At 46.8% G+C, this 16,873-nt stretch carries 13 protein-coding genes; 7 read left to right on the plus strand and 6 right to left on the minus strand.

Annotated features, from left to right (window positions below; all coding sequences use genetic code 11):
• The first annotated feature begins 78 nt into the window (after nucleotides 1-78).
• The gene (locus tag NDI33_RS05445) at nucleotides 79-849 is read left to right on the plus strand and encodes a hypothetical protein (protein ID WP_190677118.1); all 771 of its coding nucleotides are present in this window, start codon (nucleotides 79-81) and stop codon (nucleotides 847-849) included.
• Nucleotides 850-1,219: 370 nt separating this feature from the next.
• Here the strand turns inward: NDI33_RS05445 and NDI33_RS05450 are convergent, their stop codons facing one another.
• A complete protein-coding gene (locus NDI33_RS05450; RefSeq protein ID WP_190532952.1) occupies nucleotides 1,220-2,557 on the minus strand; it encodes an N-acetylmuramoyl-L-alanine amidase in 1,338 nt (445 codons plus the stop codon).
• A 208-nt stretch (nucleotides 2,558-2,765) separates the two neighbouring features.
• Here NDI33_RS05450 and pgl point away from each other — a divergent pair, with 208 nt between their 5' ends.
• The 6 genes from pgl (at nucleotide 2,766) to trpA (ending at nucleotide 7,729) form a co-directional block, all read left to right on the plus strand.
• Complete coding sequence (pgl, locus tag NDI33_RS05455; protein ID WP_190428697.1) at nucleotides 2,766-3,491, plus strand: 6-phosphogluconolactonase; 726 nt, start codon at nucleotides 2,766-2,768, stop codon at nucleotides 3,489-3,491.
• Nucleotides 3,492-3,601: 110 nt separating this feature from the next.
• On the plus strand, nucleotides 3,602-4,381 hold the full coding sequence (locus tag NDI33_RS05460; RefSeq protein ID WP_190677043.1) for an FHA domain-containing protein: 780 nt from the start codon (nucleotides 3,602-3,604) through the stop codon (nucleotides 4,379-4,381).
• 464 nt (nucleotides 4,382-4,845) lie between these two features.
• Entirely contained in the window at nucleotides 4,846-5,337 is a 492-nt protein-coding gene (locus NDI33_RS05465) for an FHA domain-containing protein (protein ID WP_190677047.1), read from the plus strand.
• An 897-nt stretch (nucleotides 5,338-6,234) separates the two neighbouring features.
• Nucleotides 6,235-6,447 (plus strand): NAD(P)H-quinone oxidoreductase subunit L, encoded by a 213-nt coding sequence (gene ndhL, locus NDI33_RS05470; protein ID WP_190413562.1) that lies wholly within the window; start codon nucleotides 6,235-6,237, stop codon nucleotides 6,445-6,447.
• A 24-nt stretch (nucleotides 6,448-6,471) separates the two neighbouring features.
• Nucleotides 6,472-6,783, plus strand: coding sequence for a DUF3007 family protein (locus NDI33_RS05475; RefSeq protein ID WP_190413560.1), 312 nt, complete (start codon nucleotides 6,472-6,474; stop codon nucleotides 6,781-6,783).
• 148 nt (nucleotides 6,784-6,931) lie between these two features.
• Entirely contained in the window at nucleotides 6,932-7,729 is a 798-nt protein-coding gene (gene trpA, locus NDI33_RS05480) for a tryptophan synthase subunit alpha (protein WP_190428699.1), read from the plus strand.
• Between the two features lie 94 nt (nucleotides 7,730-7,823).
• Here trpA and cheB read toward each other — a convergent pair whose 3' ends face one another.
• From cheB to NDI33_RS05505, 5 genes are all read right to left on the minus strand, one after another.
• Complete coding sequence (cheB, locus tag NDI33_RS05485) at nucleotides 7,824-8,876, minus strand: chemotaxis-specific protein-glutamate methyltransferase CheB (protein WP_190677120.1); 1,053 nt, start codon at nucleotides 8,874-8,876, stop codon at nucleotides 7,824-7,826.
• Nucleotides 8,877-8,930: 54 nt separating this feature from the next.
• Nucleotides 8,931-11,486, minus strand: a complete 2,556-nt coding sequence (locus NDI33_RS05490) for a hybrid sensor histidine kinase/response regulator (RefSeq protein WP_190677122.1) — start codon at nucleotides 11,484-11,486, stop codon at nucleotides 8,931-8,933.
• Nucleotides 11,487-11,745: 259 nt separating this feature from the next.
• Entirely contained in the window at nucleotides 11,746-13,326 is a 1,581-nt protein-coding gene (locus NDI33_RS05495) for a methyl-accepting chemotaxis protein (RefSeq protein WP_190428700.1), read from the minus strand.
• 797 nt (nucleotides 13,327-14,123) lie between these two features.
• Nucleotides 14,124-15,182, minus strand: a complete 1,059-nt coding sequence (locus tag NDI33_RS05500; RefSeq protein WP_190677049.1) for a chemotaxis protein CheW — start codon at nucleotides 15,180-15,182, stop codon at nucleotides 14,124-14,126.
• A 5-nt stretch (nucleotides 15,183-15,187) separates the two neighbouring features.
• The gene (locus NDI33_RS05505; RefSeq protein WP_190677050.1) at nucleotides 15,188-16,768 is read right to left on the minus strand and encodes a CheR family methyltransferase; all 1,581 of its coding nucleotides are present in this window, start codon (nucleotides 16,766-16,768) and stop codon (nucleotides 15,188-15,190) included.
• Nucleotides 16,769-16,873: the final 105 nt, after the last annotated feature.

The raw sequence follows: 16,873 nt of genomic DNA on the forward strand, positions 1-16,873 counted from the left end.
AACTATCACAAACCGCTCTATTACCACAGCTATCCCCAGCCACGATTGAGGCAATTCCTTCAGGCAGAGATGACTGAGATGTATTTCAACTTTATTGGGTTCAGCGTGGGATTAGTCGTTTTAGTGCTGGTCGCTTTTGGTGTAGTGCAAGGCTTAAATGTGCCAGCAGGTAATTTTATCGATTGGGTAATTGGTGCGGCGAGTTTTTGGTGGCTGCTGGTGATTGTGACAGTTCCGTGGAATATCCACTTTGACGCCAAAGAAGTCATCGCAGAAGCAGCACTGTCAACCGAAAAGGGAATTGCGATTGATGAGAAACAAGTTAAGTATGCCAAAGCGATCGCAAATCGGTCATTTTGGGTAGCGATCGCGCTCCATTTTCTCTCTGCTGCCGGTCTTTATACTCTAGCTGTAACAGGCATCAGTGCCGTTGGATACGTCAGTTCCGGTGCCGCTTTACTATTAACGGCTTTGCGTCCCGCCGTGCGAACCTACGAATATTTAGCCGCCCGGTTGTCGATGATTCGCCAAGAATTTCAGTATCCCCGCCAAGATATTTGGGAACTGCGTAGCCGCTTTGATAATTTAGAGTATGCCGTCAGGCAATTAGAAGCGCAAATGAATCCTGAAGATCCATATTCTTTTGTCGCCACTCAACAGCGAGCGGGCGATGAAACTCGCAAAGAATTAGCCCGCGTGAATGCCACAATCGAAGAACTGCGAGCCACAAACCAAGCCGATCACGAGCGCTTATCCAGAGAAGCGAAAAATGCGATCGCTCAACTCAGCGCAGATGGGCAATTTCTCGACCACGTCCGCGAAATTATCCGCTTTTTCAAAACCGCCTAATCAGAAGAGAGGGCTGAGGACTGAGGACTGAGGGCTGAGGGCTAAGGGTGAGGACTGAGAAGGGGGAGAGATTTGAGGGCGAGTAGAAGCACGCGAGATATGAAACAGTAAGAGAGTTGAAGTTAACTTATTGCGCTCAAGGCTAAAGTGTTGAATCTGGAGTTCTGTTGTCTCTCCCTTATACCTTGTTAATACCTGTCCCTTGTTAATACCTCAGCCCTCGGCTCCTCATTCACGCCCCTATCTAGGGGTTTTTTGTGAACTGGAGCCTCTCCCCTCCTCAGCCCTCAGTCCTCTCCTCTCAGTCCTCAGCCCTCTCCCCTCTTCATACTTCAGTCCTCAGTCCTCAGTCCTCTCCCCTACTCAGTCCTTACAAGAATCCCGCTGACTCATACAGCCTTCTGAGAGTTGCCTCAATCTTAGTACCGTACTGCGGATCTGCTGCCCACCGTCCACTCAACTGAGAAATCAGCGGCGCGACGCCCCGCGTCACAAAGCGAAAGCGCGGATCGACCAGTTCCTGCACCAAAGGCTCTAAACTCGCGTAAGCTTTCAAGTGTTGGATATGGGCGCGGACACCAATTCTGGCGCTGGGGAAGGTCGCGCTCTCAGAAGCTCCGCCGATCGATCCCAAAGCGGCAAAATTATTTTGGCTGGGCTTAATGTCACCCCCAAAGCGCAAAAAGCCGGTTTCTACACACATTTGACAGAAAGCAATGTCATAGTTGACACCCTCAATTGTGGCTTCTTCCCGGTAAAGTTTGGGTAAGTCGGGAAACTGGGCAAGGGCGTTCTCGTTATTGGCTTTGAGGAACATAATCATCTGTACCTCAGACGTATTTCCATATCCCATAATCCGATCTAGTTGACCGGGACAGATGGGTAAAATGGAGCGCAAAGACAGGGTGCGGGTGGCGCTATCCCAACCAACCGAGATATTAAAAGGTCGAAGTTCAATGGCTTTAACATAGACGACACCTCGGTAGGACACTCGGCGGACTGAGGTGTTATTTGTCAAGTCAATTGCGAGCCTGTCCACTAGGTCAATAGGGATGTAGGCGTTGCTATTGATGAGAACACCCTTCTCCCCATAGACCTGGTTATTAATGTTGATATTGATGGAAGGATAGGTGGGGGAAGTGCCAGGATCGGGGGTGGGAGTACCGCCTCGGCTCCAAGATGCCAATCCGTCTGCAATTCCTAGCGCGATGTCGCGGCGGCGATTCTGAATTAAGAATCGGTCATCTGGGTTAGTGAGATAGCCAACTTCCATCAGCAGGGAGGGAATAAAAGTGTCGCGGCAGAAGCTCAAACGTCCAACGCCAGTGGCAGTGTCTGGCTTGACTCCCCGGCTGGGCAGTTGGGGAACGCGGCGCAACAGCGCCAAAAGTAGCAGTTCGGCATTCTGCTTGCGTTCCTCGTTGCTGGAAATGTAGAAGACCGTAGCGCCACGAGTCGCCGGGTTAGAATAGGCATCGGCATGGATTTCTAGCGCCACGTCGCCGCTCCGAGAGCGGGCGTTGATCCAGGAAATCGACTGCGTTGAAGTCTGGTCATCTGGGACAGAAAGAACTTCAAAACCCCGCGATCGCAGTTCGGGTACAATCTGGTCGCGCAGCAGAATCATCTCTTGAGCCTCTGTGGTGCCACCTGCTTGCCCTCCTGGCTCTCCAGCACCATGACCGGCTGAAATAAAAATTCGTCCCATCTTGAAAGATTCCCCCAGCGCTAAAAGTAATCTATATTAATCAACCACGATAAGGATTTCCGGGTGCTACGGCTAGTCCAACTTGACGCTTCCTCTTTGAGAACAGCGAATAAATTGTTCCAGACACATATATTAATGGGTACTAAGAAGAAGAAACTGTAAGATTTTCGGTATGGTAGAGCTGGAAATCATCAATTCATCCCTATAGATGAACAAAATCGTTGAAGTCTTACCAGATAAAACGGCGCTGATTGAGCGATCGCTCCAAGTGTGCGTCGAGCAAATTCACCGGGCAATCGAACAGCGATCGCTCTGTACTATCGCCTTGTCCGGTGGTAGCACCCCCAAGCCGCTGTATGAAGCGATCGCGACCCAAAATCTGCCTTGGGATAAAATTCACATATTTTGGGGCGACGAACGCTACGTGCCGCCAGACCATCCCGATAGTAACCAAGGGATGGCGCGGAGTGCATGGCTGGATAAAGTAAATATCCCAGCCGCCAACATCCACCCCATGCCAACCGATGAAGCCGATCCATCTGTTGCAGCGGATAAGCACGAACAACACATCAGGGAGTTTTTTCAAGTTCAACCCGGTGAATTTCCAGCGTTCGATCTCATTTTGTTAGGTATAGGAGACGACGGACACACAGCTTCTCTGTTTCCCCACACAGAAGCATTGAATGTACGCGATCGCCTGATTACCGTCGGCAACAAAGATGGGCAACCCCGGATCACCTTCACGGCACCCCTAATTAACCATGCTCGGTGTGTCATATTTGTGGTTGCCGGTGCGAGTAAACGACCTGCTCTCGCTCAGGTTTTTGCTCCTACCGCTGACGACCAAACCTATCCCAGTCGGTTAATCCAGCCCCAAGGCGAACTTTGGTGGCTTTTTGATGAGGCTGCCGGTCTTGAATTAAGCCGGTCTTGAACTAGCCGGTCTTAAACTAAAAAGTTAAGACGCCTCGCCATTCAGACTATATTTGAATTTCCACCTTCCACTCCCATCTCTAGGAGGGATACAGCCTGCAAGGAGGTTTTATGATTGTCTGCCCGAATTGCAATCACCAAAATCCTGATGGAGCAGCCCAGTGTGAGGCTTGCTACACCCCCTTACCCGCCACCACCGCTTGTCCCAACTGTGGCGCACCCGTCCAAACCGACGCTACCTTCTGCGGTCAGTGTGGTTCTAACCTGCGACCGAGCAGTCCAGGTGAGGTAGGGGCATCGACAGGACTAGACCCGTTCCCCGGCGTACCGGACTTAATGGCACCCGATCCGCTGGTGGCACCCGATCCTTTAGTGGCTAGCCCTCAATCATCAATGCCCAGCTCTAGCCCGGATGTACCCGCTCCGGTGGCACCCGTTCCAGCTACAGTGGTCAGTCAGCCACCCGCACAGGAGCAAGCAAGCGTTACCCCCCTGGCGGCTTCTAGCAGCACTCCACCCGCGTCCGCAGCAACTTCTGGTAGCTCAAAAACGCAGCTACAGCAGCAGAATGCCCGTTTGCTGCACGTCCAAACGGATACGATGATTGAATTGCCAGCACAACTGTCGGTGATTCACATCGGCAAGCCAAACGACCAGATTCCACCTGATATTGATGTTTCAGGATTCCCCAATTCCGAGATTGTTTCTCGGATTCATGCGGATATCCGCGTGGAGGGAGACGCCTTCTACATAGAAGACGTTGGGAGTGCGAATGGCACCTACATTAACCATAACCCCCTGCCTAGCGGCAATCGGCACCGTTTAAGAACCGGCGATCGCATTGGCCTAGGCAAAGGCGACAAGATGACCTTCTTGTTCCAACTCTCTTAATCCCAGAGGCTGTTCGATGCGATCGCAAAGCCTGAAAAGCCTGCTGCATCGCCTCTTGGGGTGAGGGGTCATGGCAATTGCAGACTGTTTTTTTAAGTGATAGGCTTGAGGGAAACAATTCGGCATCGGACTCAGGTTTATGTAAATTCCACAGTTATATAAACCTGTGATGGGAGAAATTGGGAATCCCGGCGAATCAATTCGGGGGATACACCGACTTGACCCCCTCATGATACGATGCCATTGGTAACACCCGTGGGTGCCTTGGAACTAAAAACGCGAAACCCAGGTGGAACGAGGTCAAAAGGGTTTACAATTCCATCTGCCCACGTTCTACCCATTCGCGGTCTGACTCCAGTCATTGGGGGATTCATTTCAATTCATTGAATGGAGGAAGTCACGTCAGTTGACAGTGTTACGAGTCCCAAGCCTAGAGACGGAAATCTTTAGAATATGTAACATCGGTGATTACCCTGACCCTGCTGCATCCTATCCAATCTATACCAGTTCAGAATTGGACTTTTGAACCCGAATCAGTAGTAATTCGGATTGGACGGTCAACCGAGAATGATGTCATTCTTTACAGTGCGGTTGTTTCTCGACACCACGTCGAGATTCGGCGTAGTGCTTCCGATTGGGAAGTTGTTAGTTTAGGTGCCAACGGCACCTATCTCGATGGAAAACGCATCGACCAAGTGCCGGTGGTCAATGGGATGATTATTCGCCTCGCCAGCTCCGGCCCCCAAATTCAAATTCGGATTGGCTCGGCAGAAACTAAGGCAAGGCTAAATACGGTTGCAGGTAAGCAATCGGTCACTCGAAAGTCTGAAGAGAAATCCAGAGATAGAGAGACTTTCATAGATGCCCGTTCGCTTGAACCAGATGAAAAGAATCAACCAAACGTGAAGCTGGTTGCTGCTTTGGAAAATCTTGGTAAATCTAAAAAATTACCCTAGGGTTGCCAAAATTCTGTCCTGGGTCTTTACCATCGCAATTCAAGGGTTGTGTGGAATATATCCGTAGGGGCATGGCAATTAAAAAGCCCCTACTTAATGGGCGCGGTTAAAACGTAGAGCCGCGATATCTTCCACTCAACTTAAGAAACGCTATAAACGGTATTGAGCTAGCAATAAGCGAAAATACCAGTAAAATGCCTATCTCACCACAATGCTATCTCTCAGACAGCAACGGATTGCCGATCTGGAGATAGCATTGATTTTGGCTTGAATTGAAATGGGGGCAGAGGGACTTGAACCCTCACGACCTTTTACGGTCAACGGATTTTCATTCTCTCGCAGCTTTCGCTACTGTCTTTTACGACTTTGAGAATTGGACTCTCCCTTTACCCTCGGCTTGACGTTAGGGTAGCTCCCGTCGAGTCTCTGCACCTTCCAAAGAGTTTTGAAGTTTGGTTTTTGAGTTTTGAGTTTTAAATTCACTCAGTCCTCAATCTTCAAGCACTGACTTTGGCTTGGCTCAGGATTGCCATGTCTGTTGCCAGATTTAGGTTTCCCTGAATTTGAGAGCCGTCACTTGACAGATTTCTCCATCAAGGCTCAGTTTTCTAAGTCCGTAGCGTCTGCCATTCCGCCATGCCCCCCCGATGGGGAGAAGTGTCGTTACGTATCTTCTACAAAACTAACTTCATTGTCTATTGCACCATTAAATGGGGACTTTATGCAACTATTCCTTTAGTAGTCTCACTAATTAAGCGGCTGATTCCAGCAAACGGTAAAATATGGACAGTTCGTCGGGTGTCTAAACGGATAGTTCTCTGTTGGGAGACTTTTTGTGTTGATGTCCGCGCCGGGACGCCGGTACTCGCGCTCGTTCTTCTACCGCCAGAAAAAATTATGATGGTTGCGATATTGTATCTAGTTTTGAGTGGAGCCTACCTGGTAGTGATTCCCTTCGCCCTGTATGCCTACCTGCAACAGCGTTGGTATGTGGCTAGCTCCTTTGAACGGAGTTTCATGTATTTCCTGGTTTTCTTTTTCTTCCCAGGTTTGTTGCTCCTCAGCCCATTTTTGAATTTTCGACCCAAGCGGCGGCAAGTTCAGAGTTAAGGTTTGTCGTTGGGTAAGCGCTAAATGCGACGAATTGACATCATTGGAATTGGCATCGGCGTCTTTGCCGCCGGTGGAATTGTGTATTTGCTGTTGCTGGTGGCTGGGCTAGATAGCCTGGAAGCGGGGATTTGGAGTCAAGTTTTCCTAGTGGGCGGGTTGGTTGGCTGGCTGCTGACCTACCTGTTCCGAGTCGGAACGAAACGGATGACCTATAACCAGCAGCTCAAAGACTATGAAGAAGCCGTTTTACAAAAGCGACTGGAAGAATTGACGCCAGAAGAACTGGCTCAGCTGCAAGCTGAAATCGAACGGGAAAACAAATTAAAAAAATAGCTGATAGCCGTTAGCGGTCAGGTGTGTAGGGGCACGGTAATGCTGTGCCCGTATAAGAGCCTGTAGTTTCTTGTTTGCCCCTGACTGCTGATCCGTGAATTGCTAACGCCCGAAGTGCCACTGACCACTGACCACTGATTTTTGACAAATGACTTCAATTTCCGAGTGCTTTGAGTCTCTCGCGCGTCGCTCTGAATGTGCCTTAATTCCCTTTATCACAGCGGGAGATCCGGATCTGGAGACCACGGCTAAGGCGTTAAAAGTTCTTGATGCCGCCGGTGCTGACATGATTGAACTGGGCGTTCCCTATTCAGATCCGTTGGCAGATGGACCTACGATTCAAGCTGCCGCGACTCGCGCCTTGCAACGGGGAACCCGCTTGGAACAGGTAATAGAGATGGTATCCGGGGTTAGCAAAGAGGTGCGATCGCCTATCGTCCTATTTACCTACTACAACCCGATTCTAAACCGAGGCATTGAACCGTTCTTCAAGCAGATTGCGAATGCTGGGGTGCGGGGATTGGTCGTGCCAGATTTGCCCTTGGAGGAGTCTTCCAATCTGCTGCAAACTGCTGCCAGTATGGGAATTGATGTAGTTTTATTGGTAGCGCCTACCAGTTCCCCAGAGCGAATAGAAGCGATCGCGCGTCAGTCTCAGGGATTCATTTACTTGGTGAGTGTCACTGGCGTAACGGGAATGCGCTCTGGACTGGACTCGCGGGTGCAAGATATCCTCAAGCAGATCCGAAGCGTTACGGATAAGCCCATTGGCATTGGGTTTGGCATCTCCGAGCCAGAACACGCCCGTCAGGTGAAAGACTGGGGGGCAGATGCTGCAATTGTCGGGAGTGCCTTGGTGAAACGTTTGGCAGAAGGAACACCCGAACAGGGACTCGATGCGATCGCTGAGTTTTGCCGGAGTTTGAAAACGGCGATTACAACCTAACCCCGTTTGTAAAGTAGTGAGTTTTAAGTGATGAGTTTTTTAATTCAAAACTCATCACTTAAAATTTTTGTCCGCCCAATTACCGATTAAATAACTAATCGCCACCCCTGATTTTGGCGAGTAACATGGGCGCGATCTCGGTGACGGGCAAAACATACTGTGCTGCACCGAGGGCGATCGCTTCTTTTGGCATTCCAAACACCACACAGCTTTTCTCATCTTGGGCAATGGTAACGCCACCGGCACGAGCGATCGCTTCCATCCCTTCCGCACCGTCTCTACCCATCCCAGTCAACAATATCCCCACCGCTCCTTGACCGTAGAAACTCGCCACCGACTTAAAAGTAACCGTGACAGAAGGGCGATGTCCCCCCACCGGCGGGGCGGCAGAATGGCAAAATCTGCCTTGAGTATCCAATTCTAAATGCAGCCGTTCCGGTGGAAAATAAATCGTTCCCGCTTTTGGTATTTCCCCAGCACGGGCAATTTTGACCGGCAAACGACATTCTAACCCTAACCAATCCACCATTCCCTGCAAAAAACCCTCGCTGATGTGTTGAATACAAATCACTGGGAGAGGGAAATTCGCTGGCAGATGGATAAGAATGTTGTATAGAGCTTGCGGTCCTCCAGTAGACGCACCAATCACCACGATTTTGGATTTTTGATGGGGGATTTTAGCTTGAGAATTTATCGTCGAAAATTTAAAATCTAAAACTGGCTTCTTTCGATACTGGGTAAAGACACTCACGCCCGCGAGGATTTTAATCTTGCCAATTAACTCCTGTTTTACTAACTCATAATCCGATCCCGCACCACCACGAGGCTTGGGAAAAATATCCACTGCCCCCGCCTCTAAAAGCCGGAAAACATTTTGCCTATCCTCTTCCTGTACCGAAGTGCTAATCACCAGAATCGGACGAGGATAAGTTGCCATAACCTCAGAGATAAATTCCAGACCGTCCATCTGTGGCATATGTAGGTCTGTGCAAATCACCTGTGGCGAACAAGACGGAATCAATGCCAATGCTTCCCGACCCGTTTGAGCCATTCCCACCACTTCAATTTCTGGTGAGGATGACAGAATCCGTTTCAGCACTGCCATTGCGATCGCAGAATCGTCTACTAATAAAACTCGAATTGGCATTTTGTTCATTGCTAATTGCTAATTATTCAAAAGCCATTAGCGATTAGCGATTAACTACACAAGTCTTCTTAAGGTTTCTAATAATATTTCTTGGTTAAAAGTGCCTTTGGTAATGTAAGCATTCGCACCAGCTTCTGCACCTCTGCGTTTATCTTCATCTGAAGCCAGAGATGTCACTAGAATGATTGGAATTTCATTATATTCCTTATTCTGGCGAATCTTCGCAGCAAAACCCAGACCGTCCAAATTCGGCATTTGCACGTCGGAAACCACCGCATCAAAAGAACGAGTTTTAAGTTTGTTGAAACCGTCCAATCCGTCCACTGCTGTTACCACTTCATAACCGGCACCCTCCAGAATGCGTTTTTCTTGAGTGCGAATGGCAATGGAATCTTCTGTCAACAAGATTACGGGTTTTCTGGTCTCTTCTGTAATGGGTGCAAACGATTTCACAAGCGGGTTTCGTTTTCGCACAGATTTAATTAAATCTGAAGGATTTAAAATCATGCAAACTTCCCCGGTACCGAGGATAGTTGCGCTAATCACATTGCGAACTCGTTTGAGCAATTTACTTTGAGATTTGAGTACCACATCCTGTTGATCTACCCAGCCATCAACGAATAGTCCCAGTTGATCATCTCCCACTTTCAAAATAATGCAGGGCAGTTGTTCTAAATCGGTAGAAGTCGTTCGTTGTCCGTTGCTACTGGCGACTGGCAATTCCAGCAAATCTGCCAGTCGCGCAACGGAAACCGGGTGTCCATTTACAACAATGGTTTCTCTGCCTTCAATCGTAAAAATTTGATTCTGGGAAATCAACCGCATTGTTTGCACAAACTCCACTGGAAGGGCGTAAGCTTTTCCGCTCACTTCCACAATCAGTACCGGCGCGGTTGCCAGGGTCGTGCCTAAACAGAGCCGAAGCGTGCAGCCTTTTCCAGGTGTTGATTCAACCTCAATGCTGCCTTTGAGACGTTCTACATTGGTGCGAACCACGTCTAACCCTACGCCTCTGCCTGAAACCTCGGTCACAAAAGTCCGCGTTGAGAAACCAGGGGCAAAAATCAACGAGTGAATTTGAGCCGGTGTCATGGCTGCAAGTTCTTCTTCCCGGCAGAGTCCGCGTTTGAGAGCTGTCTGCTTAATCTTTTCGATGTCTAATCCTTGCCCATCATCCTTAATGGCGATCGCAATATTTGTGGCTGTTTGGTAGCTTTTAATCTGAATAGTGGCGGTACGCGGCTTTCCCTGCGCTTCTCGCTCTGCTGGTGTCTCAATGCCATGATCGACGCAGTTGCGAAGGATATGCATCAAGGGATCTTTCATTTCTTCTAAGATGCGCTTGTCCGCTTTGGTTTCGCCGCCTTCAATGACCAGATTGACTTCTTTATTTTGCTGTCTGGCTAAATCCCGTACCATCCGGGGAAATAACTGAAAAATGGTGGATAGGGGCAACAGGCGGAGAGTGCGAATGCCTTCTTCCAAATCACCGGCAATCGTGTCCAGTCGGGCGGTATCTTCATAGATGGCATCTCTTAACTGGTTGATCAGAACTCCCAGGCGCTCATCGAAGTCCTGTAGAGGCTGCCTTCCCCCGTTCATACTGTACCCGTTCATACTGTAGGAGTGTTCCCCCAACGGTGCTGTAGAGATGGGGTCTCTCCGCCCGTTCTGGGGGGAAGCAGTGAAACTTACCGCTTGCCGCTCACCTGTTATCTTTTCTTTGTGTAGGCTCAGGGCTGAAGTTTTCTGCACGCTTAGACGGCTCGACTCCTCCCACAGCGCCACGATTTCCTCAATTTCAGCTAGTCGATGGGCAATGCGGATTTTGGTAACGGTGAGTTCGCCTGCTTGGGTCAGCAATGCATCAAGATTGCGAGTTTCGACGCGAATCGTTTCGATGCGGTAGGGTTCGCCGAGTGCAACGGGGGGGGAGTTTGGGTGTTGAGAGCCGTTGCGCGAAAAATTGGGTGGACTGTCTTTACCGTTGGGAGCATCAGGGGCAGGATTGACACCCACCTCCACTGGCGTAGGGGATGCGGGTGTTTGTAGCAATGTTGTCTGTGATATTTCTATGTTGGCAGGTGTTTCGGGCAGTTCGGAAGTTATATCCGGGGCAAGGGTTTCTTGCTCAATTGCTTCCTCATGTTCTGGCTGAACTGCTTCCTCATGTTCTGGCTGAACGCCTTCTTGGTCTAAATAATTCTGATTATTCTGATTCGCTGGAGTTGTAAATTCAGCTCCCATCATGTGGGCGAGGACGAGAAAGGTGTTGATACCTGTGGGTTCCCCGGTGACGGCTTCGCAGACCAGTTTGCGAATGGCATCTAAGCCTTGATAGAGGCGATCGCATATTGCAGATACCAGTTGTGTCTCGCCACGTTTGACACCTCCCAAAATATGTTCCAGCTGATGGGTGAGAGTTTCCACATCGCGCACGCCCAGCATTCGAGCATCACCTTTGAGACTGTGGGCTTCCCGCAATAATTCTTCTAGTCGAGCTTCGTCGTTGGGGTACTTTTCTAAATGCAGCAACCCATCATCAAGTTTCTGCAAATGTTCTTCGCTGGCAATTTTGAATAAATCTCGGAGTTCGTCGTCTTCTATCATCATGGTTAACTGAGAAGCTTTTAGCTTTTGATTCTTAGTTTTAGAGATAATTAGCCGTAATTTTTTGGGATATTTTTAAGCGAATATAGCAATCCTGGTTGAATAGTGAAATTTTCTTTTGTTAACGAACCGCGTTGGCGGAGCCTGTGCCTTAGCGCTTAGACGCTCTAGCAAAGCAGGGGGAAGCTCAGGACGCCAAGTAAGAGAGAAAAAGTAGCAGATAATTTTACGACTTTTGCACGGATTGCTATAGGATTCGCTACACCACTGACTTGAGGTTCAGAGCCGCTTCATTCAATCTTTGGATGCCGATTTTAGTTTGAGTAATGCCACTGGCATTTTCTTTAGCTGCGACATTGAGGCTGCTCATTGCATCAACGACTTGTTGAATCGCGATCGCTTGTTGTTTGGCAGAAAGCGAAATTTGTTGACTGTTTATGGCGATATTTTCGATGGCGTCAGCTACGCCGGTGAATGCTTGTGCTGTGCCCTGAGCGGTTTTCACCCCAGCTTCCACCGTTTTCGTCCCTTCATCCGTCACCATCACCGTGACATTGATCGCGTTTTGAATATCGCTAACCAGGACGTTAATCTTTCCGGCAGATTTCTTACTTTGTTCTGCCAGTTTGCGAATTTCTGCCGCCACCACCGCAAAGCCTTTGCCGTGTTCGCCAGCTCGAACAGCTTCAACGGCTGCATTCAGTGCCAGCATATTCGTCTGGTTGGCTAAGTCACTCACCAAGCCAGAAATATTGCCGATTTGATTCGTTTGCTCGGATAGACGGAGAATTTGAGAAGCGATCGCTCCCACTCTATCCTTGAGCAGCGCCATTTCCTCCAAAGTTCGCCCGACGGCTTGGCTTCCACCCTCCGTCAGCGAAAGCACCTGCCGCGATCCAGTTGCTGCTGCCTCGGCTTGCTCTGCTGATTGCTGGGATGAAGCACCCAACTCATCCATCGTGATCGTGGTTTGATTCACAGACGCCGCTTGTTGAGCTGCCGTGCGTTCTTGTTGCTCTACTGTGGCAGCAATTTCTGATGAAGAAGTGACAATCGTGTTGACAATGCCAGATATTTTGGCACCCAGCGGCTTAGCAATCGTGATGCTGAAGAAAACACCAAAAATAATCGCAGTCAGGGGGCCAAGAATCATCCCAACAAACACCCAAAAAGAGGTTTGAGCCACATCTGTTTCTGCTGCCTTCTGGGCTGCTTCCCCAAAGTTCTGGTTGTATTCCACAACTGCTAGCACCGATTCTGTGGCTGTGTTAAATGAGTTTAGTTCTTCATTTGCTGCCAGTTCGCTAAGTTCGTCCAGCAGGGCATCCGCCGCTTTTGCCCGTGCAAATTCTGGTGAAGTCTGCCTCTCCTGACTTACAAGCTCAGCCAGCCGATTCGCAGGATCTAAGACGCCCAGTTTGGCAAATTGTTGATAAATGTCCAGGAATCTTTCATGGTCTTGCTGCCACCTTTTCCAGTCCCCAAGAAATTTTTGATAGAGCTTTTTTTCGTCGGCAGTCTGTGAAATTGACTCATATTGTTTAAACCCTTCATCAATCTGCGCTTTAGCATTTTTAATTCTATTCAATTCAAACTGGCGATTTTCGGTTTTCAAAAATGTATTGAGTAGCGCTCGTTCCGATGACTGGATTTGGGTCTGTCCTTCATTGATTTTCCACAATCCAGTTACGCTAGGCAAAGTATTATTCCCCAGTGTATTAATATGGTCGCCCAGCCGAGTAGCTCCGCTCCAACCTACGAGAGCAATCACTAATACAATTAGACCCATTAGTAAAAATGAGCCGATTAATCGAGATTGTAAAGATAAACTTTTAAACATCAGACTTATCCTGCATTATTAAATTCGATGATTGGGTAAAGATTGAAGGCAGATTTGTTCAGATTTTGGCGCTAAGTTTGATTTTGCTCGTACTAGTATTTTTTTGTTTCCTCAGTCAAGCCACCATGACTAGCTGGATAGCGATCGCTTAGGGCGATACAAGGAGTGAGAGAAAGCCAGTAACTCAAAATACTGTAGCTAATTTACCCGTTTTATGACTTTTCGTTTTTAAATTTAATACACCTAGAGGATTAGTATAAATACTGGTGATAAATTCTTCTTAGGGCAGGTTCTCCTAAAAAATTGAATTGCCAAAGAGAGGATTGTTTAGGAAATGTAAAATTTCTTAGTCAAACCTGCCCCTAACATCTCTATAATCCACCAAGAAAATACTCTTTGGAATTTTTTTAAAAATCTATACATACTTAGTCCTGTGTTAGAACGGCTCTTATTATTAATCCCTCTTCCGCTCTAGGAGTGTTAAGAGTTTAAAAAACTTAAAATATAGAAATGATATTTATTCACGCTGCTAACCAGCCGCATACAGATTAACCAAATGACTGCCTTGAATCTCAACGCAGCTTTGTTGAGGTTTTAAGTGCCAATCGGTTGAGTAATGCCGCAAGCGGTGTCTTTGGCTTGCTGATTGAGAGCCTTCAGCGCTCCAACAACCTGTTAGATAGCGGCTTTCGCTCTTCTCAGCATCGCTGCCCCTTCTAATGTTAACGATGCCGCCTGGGTTGCTTTCTCAACCAGCATTAAATAAAGCTTTCTGGGCAATGGAATGTAACAACTAATCACACTTCTTCATCAACCATCAACCCTGCTTGCATCAGGATTTTGGGTAAATCTAAAATAGCTATCATCTTTTCGCCGTAAGCAACCGTTCCTCGGAGGTATTCATCATTAACAGAACGAGCTGCGGCAGGTACTGGCATCATCTCCGACAGGTGCAAATACATCACATCCAATACCTCATCAACTATCAAACCAGCCACCAGCTCGTCGATGCAAGCAACCATCGCCTTCGCTGTATTCTCTAAATTACCCAATGGTAAATTTAATACCCCACGAATATCGATTAATGTCAAAATCTCACCCCGCAAATTCATATTGCCGACAATATAAGCTGGGCAACAAGGAATCGGAGTAACTTTGCGAATATCAGTAAATTCGCGCACGTTCCCCAAATCCACCCCAAAATATTCACCATTTAAATTAATCACTGCCATCGGGCGGCTTCCCGTAAAATCTTGGTTCTCCGCTTGTCGCCTTAAATTTTCTGCCCGTTCCTGGAAAATCGCTATTTCTTCTGAGGTTTTATTGGAGAAAAATAGGCATCTCTCTTTGTGAAAACCAAGGGCAACATCAGCTTTTGTTTCTGAATTTAGCGATGTTTTTCCTGTAATTAATGTTTCAATTTTTTCTGAAAATTGGAGGAGCTTTTCCGGGTTTAGTAACATCACGATATCTGCCTCTAACTTGGCAATCCCCGTAACAAAATGAGGTTGATTCGCGATCTCTCGTTTATAGGAAAAATCTGCCGCGATCGCATTACTGTAAATCTTCTGCACGTCATGAACTTCATTGACAATAATGCCAAATCTAAATCCCTGACACACCAGAACAATTACACTATCCGTAAGGCGATATTCTGGGAATCCGTACCCCAGGCGAAAATGAAGATCCATGACTGGTAAGATTTCACCCCGGAGATTAAGCACTCCTACCATTTCAGGCGGTGCTTCTACGATTGGCGTTAACTCTGGGAGAAAGAAAATCTCTTGTACTGAAAATGCTTCTACTCCATAAAGGGAAGCATTCAAGCTGAAAATAATATATTGTTTATATTCCATAGAGATTATAACTGTGGTTGTAACATTTTTTGGATGTGTACGATCAATTCTCCAACGGTCATTTTTTCTTGGGATTCAACTATCGATTCTTGAGGTAATTTTTTTAAAATTCCTAAAGCAACTGTTCGCATTTTTAAAGCTCTAGAAAGATTTCCTTCTAGTTCGTAAATGCCGCTAATTTCCAGATATGCCAAGATAGAGGAAGGCACTAAGTAAATAATTTTTTTCAATAAACTTTTAGCTTCTTCAACATCCCCTCGTTCTTCCGCAATATGGGCGAGTAGGTATAAAGGTTTTTCAGAAAGAGAATCGATTTTAAGTGCTTGTTGGCAGTAGTGAACTGCCTTGCCATATTCACCTAAGTTGGCATAGATTTGAGCCATCAGATAGTAAGAGTCAAAGTTTTTGGGTGCCAAAGCGATCGCTTGCTCTGTTTTTTGAATTGCTGAGGGATAATACTTCTGTTTAAAAAGGGTTTTAGCTTCACAGATAAGTGTCTGAAAGCTTGAAGTAGTCGCCGGTTTTTCGCTGAATTCAAGATTAGATAAGCGTTCGCATTCATTGACTTCGTTACTATTTTTTTCTCTTACTTGTACCGGAAAATAATTTTTAGGAACTAATTGTGCAAGTTCTATTTTTACCTTATTTGCCGCTGGGGAAGATGGGCAAAGTATTGGTTCTTCAGTGTCAGAATAAACTTTTACTTTCTTCCTTGAAAGCTTCCCTCCAAACGTCTCCTTAGGGCGTTGATAGATTGTTGATTCGGGAAACGACTCCGTGTGAAGTAAGCTGATATCTATCCCCTGAAGTTCAGCATGAGCCGTCAAAAGATATCCTTCTGGTTGTAAAGTATTGTAAAATTTATTGACAACAAGTGAAATAGCAGGTTTATCAAAATAAACAAAGACATTTCGACAAAGAATTAAATCAATATTTTGAACATCTAACAATAAATTAGGAAAGGGCGTTTTAATTAAATTGACAGTTTTGAAATTCACTATGTTTTGAATGTTGTTGTTGATTCTCCATTCCGTCCCATGTGGCTCAAAGTAGCAGCTTTGTAGTTTCTGGTCTAACAATCGAAATGACCAAGAACTATAAACTCCTTGTTTTGCTTTATTGATAGACTCTTGATTGATATCTGTTCCTAAAATATAGAGATTCCAGCTTTCCCAATCTGGAATCAGTTCGGTGAGGAGAATAGCTAGAGAATAAGGTTCTTCGCCAGTTGAGCATCCGGCACTCCAAATCCGCAGAGTTTTTGTTTGCTTCTTAGCGGCTATCAATTGCGGTAAAATTTGATATTTTAATAGAGAAAACTGACCTTTATCTCGAAAGAAGTAACTTTCGCCAATTGTTAACAAATTCGCTAGTTCTTGCCATTCGCCCTGACTTTGATAAGTATCGGTTTCTAATAATTGGTAATAAGCCTCAGGAAGATAGATAGAAATGACGTTCATCCGGAAGCAAATTTTTTCACATAAAGCTTCTCGCTCTTGCGGACGAATCTGTAAGCCTATATGAGTCCCAATGAGTTGTATAAAACGCTGTATGAGAGCTTCATTAAATTGTCTTTGAAATGACACGGAATCTCCTTCTCATTAAACTTCCCTGGTAGGACGAGTAAATAGCTTACTGAATACAAGAGGGCGATCGCTTTAGCGGCAGACGCATTCCTCGGCAAGGGCAAC

This window comes from Trichocoleus sp. DQ-A1 (genome assembly GCF_039961955.1).
Lineage (GTDB): Bacteria > Cyanobacteriota > Cyanobacteriia > Cyanobacteriales > FACHB-T130 > FACHB-T130.

What these genes read in the sequence shown, in the direction of transcription:
- NDI33_RS05445 (WP_190677118.1), top strand. Translation starts at nt 79, where the DNA reads ATGTATTTCAACTTTATTGGGTTCAGCGTGGGATTAGTCGTTTTAGTG.
- NDI33_RS05450 (WP_190532952.1), bottom strand. Translation starts at nt 2,557, where the DNA reads ATGGGACGAATTTTTATTTCAGCCGGTCATGGTGCTGGAGAGCCAGGA.
- pgl (WP_190428697.1), top strand. Translation starts at nt 2,766, where the DNA reads ATGAACAAAATCGTTGAAGTCTTACCAGATAAAACGGCGCTGATTGAG.
- NDI33_RS05460 (WP_190677043.1), top strand. Translation starts at nt 3,602, where the DNA reads ATGATTGTCTGCCCGAATTGCAATCACCAAAATCCTGATGGAGCAGCC.
- ndhL (WP_190413562.1), top strand. Translation starts at nt 6,235, where the DNA reads ATGATGGTTGCGATATTGTATCTAGTTTTGAGTGGAGCCTACCTGGTA.
- NDI33_RS05475 (WP_190413560.1), top strand. Translation starts at nt 6,472, where the DNA reads ATGCGACGAATTGACATCATTGGAATTGGCATCGGCGTCTTTGCCGCC.
- trpA (WP_190428699.1), top strand. Translation starts at nt 6,932, where the DNA reads ATGACTTCAATTTCCGAGTGCTTTGAGTCTCTCGCGCGTCGCTCTGAA.
- cheB (WP_190677120.1), bottom strand. Translation starts at nt 8,876, where the DNA reads ATGCCAATTCGAGTTTTATTAGTAGACGATTCTGCGATCGCAATGGCA.
- NDI33_RS05490 (WP_190677122.1), bottom strand. Translation starts at nt 11,486, where the DNA reads ATGATAGAAGACGACGAACTCCGAGATTTATTCAAAATTGCCAGCGAA.
- NDI33_RS05495 (WP_190428700.1), bottom strand. Translation starts at nt 13,326, where the DNA reads ATGTTTAAAAGTTTATCTTTACAATCTCGATTAATCGGCTCATTTTTA.
- NDI33_RS05500 (WP_190677049.1), bottom strand. Translation starts at nt 15,182, where the DNA reads ATGGAATATAAACAATATATTATTTTCAGCTTGAATGCTTCCCTTTAT.